Genomic DNA, 14,015 nt, shown 5'->3' on the forward strand with positions numbered 1-14,015 from the left:
TTCCTCATCTATTTTCAATTTTTTTTAAACGGGCACCCTCTGGAGTATCTTCAATAAGATAACCTTTGCTTACAATAAAATCCCTTAGAGTATCTGCTTGTGCCCAGGCTTTATTTTCTCGAGCTTTTGTGCGATTAAGCAGAGCCTGTTGTAGCTCATCTGGAATATCTTCCTCAACTTTTTCGAAGTTAAGCACCCCTAAAACAGAGTCAAATTCGCGCATAGCCTGTAAGACCTCCTGAGCTTCAGTAACGCTCATATTTTGGGTATCGCTAATAGCATTTACTTCTCTAACCAACTCGAAAACAGCAGCTAAAGCTACAGAGATATTTAAGTCATCGGCTAATGCTTGGCTAAATGCGTGGTAAGCTTTTTGCACAAGGGGTCCGACTAAGCCCTTTTCATTACCCTTATTATAAGTTAAAAGTCTTTGAATGAAATCATTGAGTCTTTGCAAAGCAGCTTTAACACTTTCTAAACCAGGAAAAGAAAAATTAAGCTGAGTCTTATAATGCGTCTGCAATAGCATGTAACGCACTTGCTTTCCTGTGAAACCCTTTTCTAAAAGATCCCGCAAAGTATAAAAATTCCCTAAGCTTTTTGACATCTTTTTATTTTCTACCACTAAATGTTCTGCATGCATCCAGTATTTAACAAACATTTTATCGCTATAAGCTTCAGATTGAGCGATTTCATTTTCATGATGAGGAAATATATTGTCTACTCCTCCACAGTGAATATCGATGCTTTCTCCTAAAATTTTTATTGCCATGGCCGAACACTCTAGATGCCAACCTGGACGTCCAGGACCAAAAGGACTTTCCCAAAAAATTTTTCCATCTCGCTCAGCATTATAATGCTTCCAGAGAACAAAATCTGAGGCGTTTTCCTTGTCATATTCATCTGCTGTAAGGCGCTCCGAAGCTCCTGTTTGCAATTCCTCTAATTTGAGGTGGGATAAACATCCATAGCGAGGAAACTTGCGGATAGCATAATAAATACTTCCATCACCTCCTCTATAAGCAACTCCTTTATCTAATAAAGTTTGTATCATTTGGATCATCTCTTCCAAATAATCGGTAGCCGCCGGATAGTGTTCAGCAGGTTCAATGTTAAGGCTTTTTAAGTCCTCAAAAAATGCTTGAATATAAGGCTTTGTGTACTCTTGTAAAGTTATATTATGAGCAATAGCTCCTTTGATAGTTTTATCGTCTACATCGGTGAGATTCATAACCTGCATGACTTTATAGCCGAAAAATTTTAAAGTACGTCTTAGCACGTCCTCAAAAATATAGGTTCTAAAATTGCCGATATGAGCAAAATTATAAACTGTCGGGCCGCATGTATACATACGAACCATTCGATCGTTAAAAGGCTTAAATATTTCTTTGGATCGTTTTTCAGTATTAAAGAATTTAAGAGAAGGTTTGCTTTTCTCGGCTTGTTCTATCATTATTTGCTATGCTCATTTAAGTAACTATTTTTCAAAATCTTATTTTCTAATCATCTTTGCAAGTTTTATCCTAACAAACTGTTAACCCTCTTATGCTTTATTCAAATATTGGTTCTCTAGCTGCCGATAATTGACCTTACCTGTACCCATGATAGGAATGGAATCAATTTTATAGACAGCATTGACTTTGACTAGATTGCTAAATCCTCCTTCTTTTAAAGTCTTGTTCACTTCATCGACCGTAGTCTCAAAACGGGTAAATAGGTAAAGCTTGGTTTTTTCTCCGTCCACTTCATTAGCGCACATGGCCAGTAAAGGTCCCTCGTCTTCTAAACTATCCCAGCCTTTTTCCTCTTTCACATGTAAAAGCACATTTTCAACTGAAGCTAAGCTTATCATTTCGCCTCCTATCTTCACAAAACGCTTCATACGCCCAGAAATTGTTAAAGCATTGTTAGCATCCAAAAACCCTAAATCCCCCGTCTTATACCATTCTTTACCATCTACCATTACAAAAGGATTAGACACTCCTGGATTGAGATATCCAGAAAAAACATTGGGCCCTCGTGCTAGAATTAATCCTTGGGTATCTGGAGGAAGGATTTCGAGGGTTTCAGGGTGAACAATCATTAGCTCTACATTACTTAGGGGCTGGCCTACACCTTTATGGGGCTGATTAGGTCTATTAATAGTTAGTACGGGGGAACACTCCGTAATTCCATAACCTTCGAGAAGGTGATTCTTTTTCCCTATTTTTTCTATTTGCTGAAACAAATCAAGGGGAGCTTTCTCTGCGCCCGTTACACATAAACGCAGTTTCTTCAAGTTTTCAGCTTTAGCCACTTTTAGCATCCCTTTTATAAAAGTAGGTGCCCCACAAATAAGGGTAGCTCCCCATCGTTCAAAAGCAGAAGCAAGCCCTTTTCCATCGGTCGGATTGGGATAAAAGGTGGTTCTAAAGCCCGAAAGAACTCCTAATAAACTACTCACAGTAAATCCAAAAGAATGAAATGGAGGGAGCATGGCGAGAAATACATCATCACTAAAAATTTCTACATCGTTTAGAGAAGCTCTTAAATTAGAAAGAATATTGGCATGCTTTAAAGGAACCCCTTTAGGCATACTTTCCGTACCACTTGTAAATAGAAGAACGGCTACATTTTCAGGATTATTACTAAAGCCTAATTTTTTAAATATTTTCTTATTGCTTTGTTTTGAACGCCATAAGGCCTTGAGCTTTTGCTTAATTCCTAGATGAGGACGTACGTCTTCAAGCATTAAAAGTTTTTCTTCAATACCATTCAACTCTACATTCTCTAAACGATCTAAAAAGGCCCATGAAGTTAGGACCACCTGAATCTTAGAAAGAGAAATTACGGACTCTAAATGACGGGAACCTACTGTCCAATTAATCATTAAAGGAACTTTCCCGGCTAGCTGTACAGCCATTATAAGGATAGCAGTACCTGCAGAGGAAGGAAGAAGGATTCCAATATACTCGCCTGGCAGTTTCCGAATGTATTCGGCAAGGAGAATAGCACGTAGCTTCATTTGAGAATATGTTAGAATGCCTGTACGGTCGTCGCTACAAGCCGGTTGCTTACCCTTCTTTGAACATACATTAAAAAAAGCTTCCGGAATAGTATGACCGGGAGCAATGTAACAACGTGTACGAAATCCATTCACTTCCCATTTAGCAGAAGCTTTTGCATGGGTCTCTGTTATAAGCGGAGTAGTAATTTTTTTTGCGGCATATCCCATGAACTTATTGACCGTGGTTAAATCCGCCACGGTTACTCCCTTAACATCAAACTTTTCATCTAGATAAACTACCAACTCAGCCATATCCAAAGAATCCAATCCTAGATCTGAGGATAAAAGCATGGTAGGTTTTATCTCTTTTGCCTCTATATCAGCCACTTCTGATAACTTATTAATGATTAGATCCTGGATTTCTGTAGAAATAGAGTCTAAAGGGATAACATCTTCAGCAAGAGCTTTTAGTTCGTCTATTTTAGGAATTTTATTATTCCATATACTATAAGGAACGAGCACGAGTGTATCACCAGGAGCTTTGTTATTTTCTTTAGAAAGGCCATCTGGCTGATTATACCAAGCTTCTAAATATTTATTTATTTCAATACGTGTTCCTTTATAAGGAAAATCTTCAGGTGCCACCTCAAAAGAAATGATTATATCTCGTCGAGGGGTAAATAAAATTAAATTTTTGAAGACATGCTTGATTCCCTTTATAATCGTAGGAAACATAAGAGGAGAAGAGCCTGGTGTAAAAGCTCTTGAAAAGCTACTACCCCATAATCCTTTTGTTCTAACCAGCACGACATTTAGAGTAGGAGCTCCTTGTATGATTTTATGAGCCCCTGAAGCCCCTCCAATGATCTCAAGATTAGTATCCTTGGTCTTACCCGCCGGATAAACAAGAAAATTTTGCTTGTTATTAAGGCCGTCTATCACAGCCTGAAAAACCTCTTCATTTTTCTTGCGCTTTAAGCTGTTAGTGGTAGTATGAAAATTGGGCACTGGTAAAGCGTCTACAAGACGAGCAAATCTATTAATCGCCGGATGATAATACATATAGTCTGTAATCATAGGGCGAATGGGAAATTTTTTTATTACAGCCATAGAAACAGCTATTGGATCAACAAAAATGGCAGGATGGCTGGGAAGAAATAAAACCCCTCCTGACCTTTTAAGAGTTTGGGAATTGATGTTTTCGAGCCCTTCTATTTTGATGCGATACCTAAACCATAGCATGCACTTCAATAAATAATAGGTAATAATAAACAAAATTTTTTTCATCATGTGGAAATTCCTTATAAGCTTTTATAGCCGAGCATTTTCATTTAATGGATTAAAATTTACAAGAAGAATTCTAGCTCTTTCCACGCTCTATTAATAGACCAGCCTTCTCTCCTAGCCTAACTCTTCGTTATTGATTAAAGGGGACTAGTTTATATAAAGGAAAAGCCTATACATGCTCAGATTAAGAGATAAGCTTCTTTTTTTCCCAATAGGCATCAAGAAAAAGTTCATAAATAAAAAGTAAACAGGCAATCTAAAAAAATTAGTAACAGTAAATTTCATCCCTCGCATGCTAATTTGCATAAAAATTAATCAACCATTGAGAAACATTCTGATTGACCACTTTTAGCCTAAGGGCATCATCAATATATAAAAAATGGTTAAGTTAAAAAAAATTTATTCCCTCTATCTTACCTATTTCCTACATTTTTTTCTTGCAAAAGAGAAAAAGTATAAATAAACTGCATTCTTATCTTTGTGAAGGAGAAATTACTGATGCAGCTAGCAATACCCTCTAGTTTTACACTTACAGACTCCTGGCTATGCAGGCTTTTGATAAGTTTAGCAGGCTCTTTTTTAATAGCGCTAGGTGCTAAGGTTAGTCTTACCCTCCCCTTTTCCCCCGTTCCATTTACCTGTCAAACTTTAGCCGTTCTTTTTCTAGGAGTAACTTTAGGCTCTAGGCAAGCTGCTGCTGCCACTCTTCTCTACTTACTACAAGGCTCATGCGGATTGCCAGTTTTTAGTCCTTTAATTGCTCAACCTCTTATTTTGATAGGCCCTAAAGCGGGCTACCTTTTGGCTATGCCTTTGCAAGCTTATATAGCAGGCAAAGCCTCTTCCCAGCAATCCATACGGAATAATTTAGTAATTCTTGCTCTTGCATGTTTACTTGTTTTAATCCTAGGGGCTAGTATTTTAGCAATTTTTGTAGGGGGAAAAAATGCAATTTACATGGGAGCATATCCTTTTTTATTTAGCGAGGCTTTAAAAATATTTATCACGATGGGTTATCTAACTTCTCGCAAAATTCAAAGATGAAATTTTTATCTCTTGGTAAAGTTAAGGAAGAGAATCTCAGAAAAGAAATTATTATTTAGCTTGTATCAGATATCCCTTTTTAAATTAATGGGCCTAGCTTCTTTTAAAAATACTCTACACAAAAGTCTTTTGTGTCTTAACCCCCGCCCTGATAAAATGAAAAGCTTTCAACTAATTAAACTTCCGTTCTTATCCCATCCTTGCTTAAAAATCTTAACATATGCCATTCCAAAGTATAAACTCGGTTTCCTTCCTTAAAAAATTTATACAAACTACCGGCGATTCCGCCTTTATAGAGGTATAATAATTTTACTTATCTTTAAAATAGCTCGGAGACTTTGAGAATATCCCTTAAGCCCAGCGAGGTTTGAAAATACTTTATGGCTAACCCTTCTCTACTTTTTTTTCTTATTTTTCTTATAGGCATTTATTCTCTTAAATCTTCACGAACGTCTTTCAAACAAATCATATCGCTATATTCGTTCGCAAACTATAATGGAAAACGCTGCTTTATTTTTTCTGCCATATCTTTCAAAGGATTTTCCGCTAATTCAAGCTCAGTAAGCTGAGACAGCTGCCCGATTTCTGCAGGCAGGCTCGTGAGCTGGTTTTGATTTAATTCAAGCCCTTGCAGCTGAGACAGCTGCCCGATTTCTGCAGGCAGGCTGGTGAGCTGGTTTTGGTTCAAGTAAAGCCGCCTCAGCCGAGACAATTGCCCAATTCCTGCAGGCAGACTGGTGAGCTGGTTTTGATTTAAGCCAAGAGCTCGCAGCTGAGATAATTGCCCGATTTCTGTAGGCAAAGCGGTGAGCTGGTTTTGATGTAAGTAAAGTATTTGTAGCTGAGGCAGTTGCCCGATTTCTGTAGGCAGACTGGTGAGCTGGTTTTGACCTAAGCAAAGCCATTTTAGCTGAGACAATTGTCCGCTTTCTGCAGGAAGGCTAGAGAGCTGGTTTTGGTCTAAGTAAAGCTCTTGCAGCTGAGACAATTGCCCGATTTCTGTAGGAAGGTTGGTGAGTTGGTTTTGATTTAAGTCAAGCCTTTGCAGCTTAGATAACTGGCATATTTCTGGGGGTAAATAAGTCAAGCCTACTCCAGATAAATTTAAAGCCGTGGTATTTTTACAATTTTCTTCAATCCAATCTCTAAGTAACTTTCCTTGTTTTTCTAAAGGTAAATGTTTAATTTCTTCTCGGCTCAAGTATTCTTCCCCACCAGGAAGTTTTTTCCAAGGTAAAAGACGATTAATATTTAAGAGATAAGAAGAGTAATTAGCCAGCGTTAAGCCTCTTTTTTCTTCTGTTTTCTCTTTAAACTCTAAAGGAGAAATAGAGTTAGCTAAGGCAAAAACTTGTTTAAAAACTTGATAAACTTTTTCAGTAGAGATAAGTACAGGATTGAGTTGATAAACTCTAACTAACATAAGAGTTCGCGGGGTAGTGGCATCTCCCCTGGGAAAATGAAGCTGGGCTATTTTTTTATAAAGAGAAGGCATCACTTCAGAAGCCAGCAGATGATGCCATCTTTTACAGACGCTAAATAAGGAAGGACATGCGCAAGCCTCTAAGATAGGAAGCAGCAATTCATTGGGCAAGCTTTCAATAGATACAGAAGAGATAGGATGCATTTTATTTCCTTGGATAGTGATGACTTTTCAGCATTTTATTTATTAAAGGCAATATAAAAAAATTAAAAAAGCAAGTCAAACCAATTTGTATCCTTATCACCAAAGGGGTATTGGCTAACTTGTTAAGCAAAGAGCAAGCTACTATGCCTTATAGGCGATAGCTAGAGATAGAAGATTTTTGCTCAGCTTTGGGCCGACCAGATGTAGTATACTTTTGAGTTGTTATAACTGGAGGTTCGATAATCTGTATATATTTAAGTTTTTTTACAAGCTTATCTAATTGACGTTTAGCATCGTTTGAACATAAAAACTTTTATTGCATGAGCTTAATAAAGGCTTTGGCTTCTTTTGCATTGCCCTTAAGTCATGTTTAGATAAAGTAGGGTATTCTCTTTGATAGGCCGCTTGGCTAAAGATGACTACCCATCTTTGTTCAAGGCCTGCATGGCAAGAGGTAGTCTTAAAAGCCCGACAGCCTTCTACTATCTCTACAGTTTTGGCGTAAGGCGCTTCAGATATGAGTTCTTTGGGAGAAATTTTGATTTTTTTTATTCCTTCGCGAATTATCTCTTTGCTTTTAAGCTGATAATCTTCTCGATATCCGCCATATCTCGTAGGCTCTCGGTCTACGCTGTAGTTTGGAAATATATTATTCATTAACCCTCCTAGCTAAAAAAACAACAAAGTAATTAATAGCTATTTAAATTTAAAAGAATCCTAGTATCTTCCTTAAATCTTTAGATATAAAGAATTGAAAATTAACGATTAGGCAGGAACCTTCAATAAAGATCTGATAAGCAAATGGATCTTAAAAAGAAACGGTTGAAAAAGTTGGATATGCTAGCCTAAAAAAGTGGGTATAATAATTAGAGTCAACAAAGTGCACAGCAAAAAGCTTAAGGTTGTGAGCGATTGGTATTAACAGGGTAAGAAATAGTTTGTCTTTTTTAAAGAAATAGAATAATGGGATCTAAAGGACGATTTGAAGCGATCTGTCAGTAAGCTTAGGAGTGAGCAACTGATATGAAAAGAGGACATTTTTTTCTTGGCCGAATGCAAAGATAAAAAGATTAGCTAAGATTACCTTTAATAAAGAGGGTGTAGATCACCTGCCGTTGGCCGCTTAAATGTAAATTTTATTAGGAATAGCTCTCTTATGCCTCTCTAGGAGGTGAAGAGAGCACATTATCTGCCAGCATACTTTAGTTCATAACAAAATAAAAATTAATTAAGGAATAAAAAAAATGTGTCTTAGGTTAAAACCTAAGACACATTAAAGAAACAATACTCTAAGATGTTTAAGCTTAGAAGTAATATTTTAAGTTTACACCAACGTCGTGGTTGTAATTGCTTCTTTCATGACGACGAGTTGTCGTATCAAAGAAACGATATTCAACAGCTAAATCCACATTGTAGTAGATTGGGTATGCAACGCCAGCAACTGCTTGCCATGCAAACTGATTATCGTTTTTATGGTATCTATGGTGTGCATTACCAGCATAGTTATAATGACGCTCATTTTTAATGTGAGCATAACCAATACCAATACCAACATAAGGAGCCATAGTCCAGTGCGTGTCGAAATCGTATAGGACATTAACCATTGCTGCCCAAGTATCGCGGTGTCCACGATGACGATGGCTAGTTACTAGGTCACCATTGTGATGATGATGGCGTTTTTTACCTTTGTTATATCTGTATGCAACTTCAGCTTCTAAATGGAAGCGATTGCACCAGCGGTATCCCAGATCTACAGTGCCGAAATAGCCTGTATCAAATTTGCCTCTATGTTTTTTAGCATTTTGGAGAAAGTTTGCTGCTCCAGTTGCACCTACATAAAAGCCTTCCATGTCTACTGCTTTCACGCACTGCGGCACGAGAAACGCGGCAAACAATATTGTTAATAGAACAAATTTTTTCATAACGAGTTCCTTGGTTACGTTGTTTTAAGGATGTCTCAACAACTGGTGAACATACCCTATGTTATTAAATTTTTCAATAGAGAAAATTAGTTTTTTTTCCTGAAGTACAATCTTTTCTTAAAAAAATTCTATTTTTTTATAAAGAAAATGTCATTTAATTTTTTTTAGAAGGCTTAAATCTTATTAACAATCAAAGAGATAAAATATTTTTATCTTGCTACCTTCTCTTCATAAGATTTTTTCTTGGCGAAGATAAAACTTTATTACTGATGAAACTTTCTATAGCTATCAATAAAATTGAGGGTATAAGATAGGGATTGAATCGAGATCCTTAAGATCTAAGTTAGCCTCTAAAGTGCAAGCTAAATTCATTGGCTTAAGTTTTAAAAGGAATTATGCAAAAGAACATAGGCACTGCTGATCGAATTATAAGATTTACCTTAGCATTTTTATTGGGCGGATTAGCCTTTCAATTTAAAAGCTGGCTTTTAGGCGTCATGGCACTGTTTACCCTTTATGAAGCATTAGCAAGTTGGTGCCTACTCTATCATTTGATAGGAAAAAACAGTTGCTTTCTGCCTACAAAACCTGAAGGCAAATAAACCCTCTTGCTATTTTGGGGCACCTTTAAAAAGCATTATGGGGATATTTAAAATTAGAAAGCTTTTTTATTTTAGACATGTTAAAAGTTCATATTCTGACACCATACAGATCTCGCTTTAGCATGACGATCACTTTATATGACAAATAAAAGCGAGAAATGAGAAATTTTTGCCCTAAGTATTTTTAAGAAAAAAGCCATTTGAATTAACGACTTAAGATAAAAAGCGACTTAACAATAAGGTTTCAAAGGCTTTTCTTGAGTTGTAGGAAGCATAAAACTTTATAATGCAATTCCTGGCATGGTAACAATTTTTATCTTCTATGCTGCATATAATCAAAACAAGCTTTGATTTTTCTCAATTTGACTATAGATTTTTGTCATGTAAAAATTATTATAAAATCAGTAAGCTCTCAAATTTAGCTTATAAAGAGACTTTTTGGTATGTATGCTCTTTTAGGAATTTCAGCTATACGATTTAAAAATTTTTATGAAAGATTAGGGATAGCTTAATTTAAAAATTTTAAAGTTGTTTTTAATAAGCAAGAAGAGCTGCCTTAGATCTTATTTTGCATTAAATTTGATAATGAATTGTGCTAATTTTCTGCCTACATTTAGTACATCCTCTTGATCTTGGGTGTTTTTTAAATTTCCTTCTTCATTAAATGCTGTATGTGCTTGTGAGATGGATTTCTGTTGAGGGATTATATAACAAAAAATATTGCTAAACATGGAACGTACATGCACAAGTCCCCGCATACCACCAAGGTGTCCGGGCGAGGCACTCAAAAGAGCAACTGGCTTTTCAAAAAAACAAGATAGGAAAGCCTCGTTTTTCTCCGCTTTTCTAGAAGTCCAATCGATGACATTTTTCAAAACCGCAGGTATTGAGCTATTATATTCAGGTGAAGCAATAAGGAAGCCATCATGCTGAACCATTAGGTTTTTAAGTTTTAAAGCATTTTCTGGCAAACCCTGTAGATCTTCAATATCCTGATCATAAAGAGGTAAGGGATAATCTTTTAAATCTATAAGAGTCACTTCGGCTTCAGCCTGCTGAGCGCCAGTTGCTGCAATTTTAATCAGTTTCTTATTTAGAGAGTCTTTGCGTAAACTGCCCGCGAAAGCTAAAATTTTAGGTTTTTTAGACATGACCATCACCTTTTATAATTTTCATTAGCATCATGCTTAGTCGATTAACATATAGAATGTTTAAAAAGCTGTCATCAGATTAATCTAATGACAGCTATGAAAAGAATCAAACAGCAAACTTAATTAACGCGGACAGGGAGTGGGGCAACCTGATTTTCCGCATATATGCTTGTAGTAATATTTGGGCACATATTTAACATGACGATCTGAAACCCATTTTTTGCTTGGTATGCATTCTTGAACATCATAGCATTCGGTTTCATATTTGCAAACAGTCTCGGTATAATACTGGGGAACCATTCTACATTTCTGAACTTCGTAGTATTTTGGTACTTGGCGAGTGCATTTTTTTGTACGATATTTATTCTCCGTTACACAACGTTTGGTATAATAATAACAAGGCTCATAATGAACATATTTACACCAGCATTCGCCAGTAGGAGCATCTGCTGCTCTATCTGCGCAAGGATGATCTTCTCCCTCAATAGAGCAGGCGCCTGGATGCCAACGACGGCCATCATGGCTCCAATAATGCTCTTCGGTAGTATTCTGATTGTTCTGATTCCATTCTTGACCTTTTTGAGAGCTAGAAGCTTGGCTCTGAGCAAAGGCTGCGCCAGCAGAAGCAGCTCCGGACGTCTCTTGTGCATAGCTATGTGAAGCAACAAAGAGACCACACATTGCCAAACCTGTGAGCAAAAATTTCTTCATATTATAATCCTCCAAACATTTTTGAATGTTTACGTCTACAGAATTTATCCTTTCTGTGAACGAATAATAATCTTTTCGCTTGGGCTGCACTTCGCAGCTTTTCGCGGCTAAAGTTTTATCAAACCTCACTTTCAATTTTTTTAAGTTTTGTGTAAATAATTTTTTTAACAATTTAAAAAATATTATTTATGTGATTGCTTTTATATCATTTGAAGAAAACAGTTGATTCCACAGCCATCCCCTTGTTAAGAGATTAGGATAGAATTAACTTTTTTAGACTATAGATATAACTTCAGCCATACAGGGAAAGGATTGGATAATTTAGTAGTAATACGCTTTAAAAAGCTTAGTCTGCCTACCTAACGCTCTGAAATATGCCTCTCTGCTTAACAAAAGGAATTTCATAAATTACGGAGCTGCATAAGAAGGACCTCTAAAGCGAGTAACAGCTAATTAAGAGCTGCTGGCGAGTTTAAAAGCCCTTAACTTGGACATTCTCTACTGAATGATTGGTTTTGATCGGGAGAAAATTAGCAGCTTTTTTATCATTACTCCTTCTATCTTTTAAAAATTAAGAGCCTATCGGAACATTAGAAGTAAGAGACCTAGCACTTGAGAAAACCTTAATAGGCAGCTTAAGCAGGCTATTCACGGAGCAGAATTTAATAGAATTGGTAACATCATTCCCGATAGGCAATTTACCCTGATATCTTGGGGTGATTAGCTAAATTTTTGATTCTCAAATTATTAATAACACTCAAGAAAAACCTTATAAGCCTTAATAATTTGAAGGTAAAGCTCTAGTCAAGCAGATCATCTAAAGGAAAGAGACCCATTTTTATTAGGATAGGAGCAAAGAGTTAAGATGATCTAGCCTTTAATCGCTTGAATTAAATAGTACTTTGTGAGTAGGCAATCATGCAGCTAATCACCCTATCTAACGAGATTCTCGTGTTTCCCATTTCGAAATTTTTAAAAAAAAGTTTTCAATTTTAAAATTATTATTTCAATCCATTTTATTCCGGTAGGCTGCATTCATTTTTTTCTCATGAGCCAAGTTAACGATTACTATCCAGGCCATCAATGCCTAAATGGCTGGGGCTCTTTTTATCCTCCCCGTTAATCTCCTATAAGCTGCAAATAATTGAATTTCAGCTTAAATATATTTCTAAAATAAAAAAATGCAATTAATCAAAATACATAAAAATTTTCTAAAAATTTTGTTAAAATAGATATCAATTATTTAAGGCTTCTGCTATGATAATTGCTTAAACCTAACCAAAAGTTGAAGTACATGACATTTAGCGAATTAAATTTACATGCTGGGATTTTAAAAACTCTTGAAAATGAAGGGCTTACAACTCCCACCCCTATCCAATTAAAAGCTATCCCGAAAGTATTAGCCGGCTACGACTTGCGCGCATCCGCTCAAACGGGTACCGGCAAAACCGCCGCTTTCCTTTTACCTGCTCTAAACCGCTTAACTACCCCCTCTGCGCTTGCTGGGCAAGGACCACGCATATTAATTTTAGTGCCTACGCGCGAGCTAGCCATGCAAGTGGCCGAAGAAGCTAGACGCTTTAGTGCAAATTTATCAAGAGTAAAAACAGTATGCATTTACGGAGGAGCTCCTTATCCTCTACAAAACCGTGAGCTTTCGCGTCCTTATGAAATTTTAGTGGCAACGCCTGGAAGACTTATTGACCATATGAGCCGTGGTCGTATTAATTTTAATCGGATCGAAATGCTTGTTCTTGATGAGGCAGATCGTATGCTTGATATGGGATTTATCGAACCTGTGGAGAAAATAGCGGCAGCTATTCCTAAACAAAGGCAAACCCTTCTTTTCTCTGCTACTCTTAAAGGAAATGTATTAAATCTTTCCAATCGTTTAATGAATAATCCTATAGAAATTAGCGTGATTTCTGAAAATTCTCGCCATGAAAACATTGAACAAAGACTTCATTTCGTCGACGACATGCATCATAAAAGCCGCCTTTTGGATCACTTATTAAATGATCCATCCGTTAACCAAGCTATCATTTTTACGGCAACCAAGCGTTTTGCAGACCAGCTTGTTGATATTCTCTATGAAAATGGACACCCTGCTGCAGCCCTGCATGGAGACATGAATCAAAGGCAGCGTTCAAAGACAATCATGCGTTTGCGTGATGGCGAGATAAGAGTGTTGGTTGCTACCGATGTAGCAGCACGCGGTATCGATGTACAAACAATTAGCCATGTCATTAATTTTGACCTTCCTACTAATGCAGAAGATTATGTGCACCGTATAGGGAGGACAGGAAGAGCAGGGGCCAAAGGTATTGCACTTTCATTTGCAGCTTCTAAAGACATGCGTCTTGTTCGCCAAATTGAGCAATTTACTGGTTATACAATTACGCCTTCAGTGATAGCTGGCATGGAGCCTAAATCAAAGCCTAGCAAGCCTTCTTCATCGTTTAAGCAAAAAAGGCCATTCAAACCGCATTTTAAGCGTGCTCAGCGCTATTAAAGAAGCTAGAAGTGAGGGTTTCCTAGCGTAACCCTTCCTTTTTAAAAAGCTTTTCCTCTCTATAGTTCATCCTACTTTATTGCTAACCTAGGCTCTATCAAGCAATAAATATCTTTTTATACAAGCCTAAAATTAAAGAAATTATACGCTTTAGAAAAAACTTCGCCTGCCTA

10 protein-coding genes are annotated in these 14,015 nt (G+C 36.8%); 3 read left to right on the plus strand and 7 right to left on the minus strand.

The window, feature by feature from the left end; translation table 11 throughout:
* Window positions 1-4 precede the first annotated feature (4 nt).
* Both cysS and NEOC65_RS06965 read right to left on the minus strand, forming a co-directional pair.
* Complete coding sequence (gene cysS / locus NEOC65_RS06960; RefSeq protein ID WP_349305275.1) at window positions 5-1,450, minus strand: cysteine--tRNA ligase; 1,446 nt, start codon at window positions 1,448-1,450, stop codon at window positions 5-7.
* A 93-nt stretch (window positions 1,451-1,543) separates the two neighbouring features.
* Window positions 1,544-4,276, minus strand: coding sequence for an AMP-binding protein (locus NEOC65_RS06965; RefSeq protein WP_249270214.1), 2,733 nt, complete (start codon window positions 4,274-4,276; stop codon window positions 1,544-1,546).
* Window positions 4,277-4,771: 495 nt separating this feature from the next.
* Between NEOC65_RS06965 and NEOC65_RS06970 the strand changes: the two genes are divergently transcribed.
* Complete coding sequence (locus tag NEOC65_RS06970; RefSeq protein WP_166155678.1) at window positions 4,772-5,317, plus strand: biotin transporter BioY; 546 nt, start codon at window positions 4,772-4,774, stop codon at window positions 5,315-5,317.
* Between the two features lie 490 nt (window positions 5,318-5,807).
* Here NEOC65_RS06970 and NEOC65_RS06975 read toward each other — a convergent pair whose 3' ends face one another.
* The 3 genes from NEOC65_RS06975 to NEOC65_RS06985 form a co-directional block, all read right to left on the minus strand.
* A complete protein-coding gene (locus tag NEOC65_RS06975; protein WP_213156117.1) occupies window positions 5,808-6,944 on the minus strand; it encodes a leucine-rich repeat domain-containing protein in 1,137 nt (378 codons plus the stop codon).
* Window positions 6,945-7,220: 276 nt separating this feature from the next.
* Window positions 7,221-7,601 (minus strand): hypothetical protein, encoded by a 381-nt coding sequence (locus NEOC65_RS06980; protein WP_213152525.1) that lies wholly within the window; start codon window positions 7,599-7,601, stop codon window positions 7,221-7,223.
* A 647-nt stretch (window positions 7,602-8,248) separates the two neighbouring features.
* Window positions 8,249-8,866, minus strand: a complete 618-nt coding sequence (locus tag NEOC65_RS06985) for an outer membrane protein (RefSeq protein ID WP_213156118.1) — start codon at window positions 8,864-8,866, stop codon at window positions 8,249-8,251.
* Between the two features lie 395 nt (window positions 8,867-9,261).
* Here NEOC65_RS06985 and NEOC65_RS06990 point away from each other — a divergent pair, with 395 nt between their 5' ends.
* Window positions 9,262-9,468, plus strand: coding sequence for a YgaP family membrane protein (locus NEOC65_RS06990; RefSeq protein WP_213152524.1), 207 nt, complete (start codon window positions 9,262-9,264; stop codon window positions 9,466-9,468).
* A 563-nt stretch (window positions 9,469-10,031) separates the two neighbouring features.
* Here NEOC65_RS06990 and NEOC65_RS06995 read toward each other — a convergent pair.
* Window positions 10,032-10,619 carry an NADPH-dependent FMN reductase gene (locus NEOC65_RS06995; protein WP_213156119.1) on the minus strand — a complete coding sequence of 196 codons (588 nt, stop codon included), beginning with the start codon at window positions 10,617-10,619 and terminating at the stop codon, window positions 10,032-10,034.
* Between the two features lie 123 nt (window positions 10,620-10,742).
* On the minus strand, window positions 10,743-11,330 hold the full coding sequence (locus tag NEOC65_RS07000; protein ID WP_166155657.1) for a hypothetical protein: 588 nt from the start codon (window positions 11,328-11,330) through the stop codon (window positions 10,743-10,745).
* A 1,294-nt stretch (window positions 11,331-12,624) separates the two neighbouring features.
* Between NEOC65_RS07000 and NEOC65_RS07005 the strand changes: the two genes are divergently transcribed.
* Complete coding sequence (locus tag NEOC65_RS07005; RefSeq protein WP_166155654.1) at window positions 12,625-13,842, plus strand: DEAD/DEAH box helicase; 1,218 nt, start codon at window positions 12,625-12,627, stop codon at window positions 13,840-13,842.
* Window positions 13,843-14,015: the final 173 nt, after the last annotated feature.

This window comes from Neochlamydia sp. AcF65 (genome assembly GCF_018342435.1).
Lineage (GTDB): Bacteria > Chlamydiota > Chlamydiia > Chlamydiales > Parachlamydiaceae > Neochlamydia.

Bases quoted from the DNA above. Each gene is read 5' to 3' on its own strand.
- NEOC65_RS06995 (WP_213156119.1), bottom strand. From the start codon at position 10,619: ATGTCTAAAAAACCTAAAATTTTAGCTTTCGCGGGCAGTTTACGCAAA.
- NEOC65_RS06965 (WP_249270214.1), bottom strand. From the start codon at position 4,276: ATGATGAAAAAAATTTTGTTTATTATTACCTATTATTTATTGAAGTGC.
- NEOC65_RS07005 (WP_166155654.1), top strand. From the start codon at position 12,625: ATGACATTTAGCGAATTAAATTTACATGCTGGGATTTTAAAAACTCTT.
- NEOC65_RS06975 (WP_213156117.1), bottom strand. From the start codon at position 6,944: ATGCATCCTATCTCTTCTGTATCTATTGAAAGCTTGCCCAATGAATTG.
- NEOC65_RS06985 (WP_213156118.1), bottom strand. From the start codon at position 8,866: ATGAAAAAATTTGTTCTATTAACAATATTGTTTGCCGCGTTTCTCGTG.
- NEOC65_RS06990 (WP_213152524.1), top strand. From the start codon at position 9,262: ATGCAAAAGAACATAGGCACTGCTGATCGAATTATAAGATTTACCTTA.
- NEOC65_RS07000 (WP_166155657.1), bottom strand. From the start codon at position 11,330: ATGAAGAAATTTTTGCTCACAGGTTTGGCAATGTGTGGTCTCTTTGTT.
- NEOC65_RS06980 (WP_213152525.1), bottom strand. From the start codon at position 7,601: ATGAATAATATATTTCCAAACTACAGCGTAGACCGAGAGCCTACGAGA.
- NEOC65_RS06970 (WP_166155678.1), top strand. From the start codon at position 4,772: ATGCAGCTAGCAATACCCTCTAGTTTTACACTTACAGACTCCTGGCTA.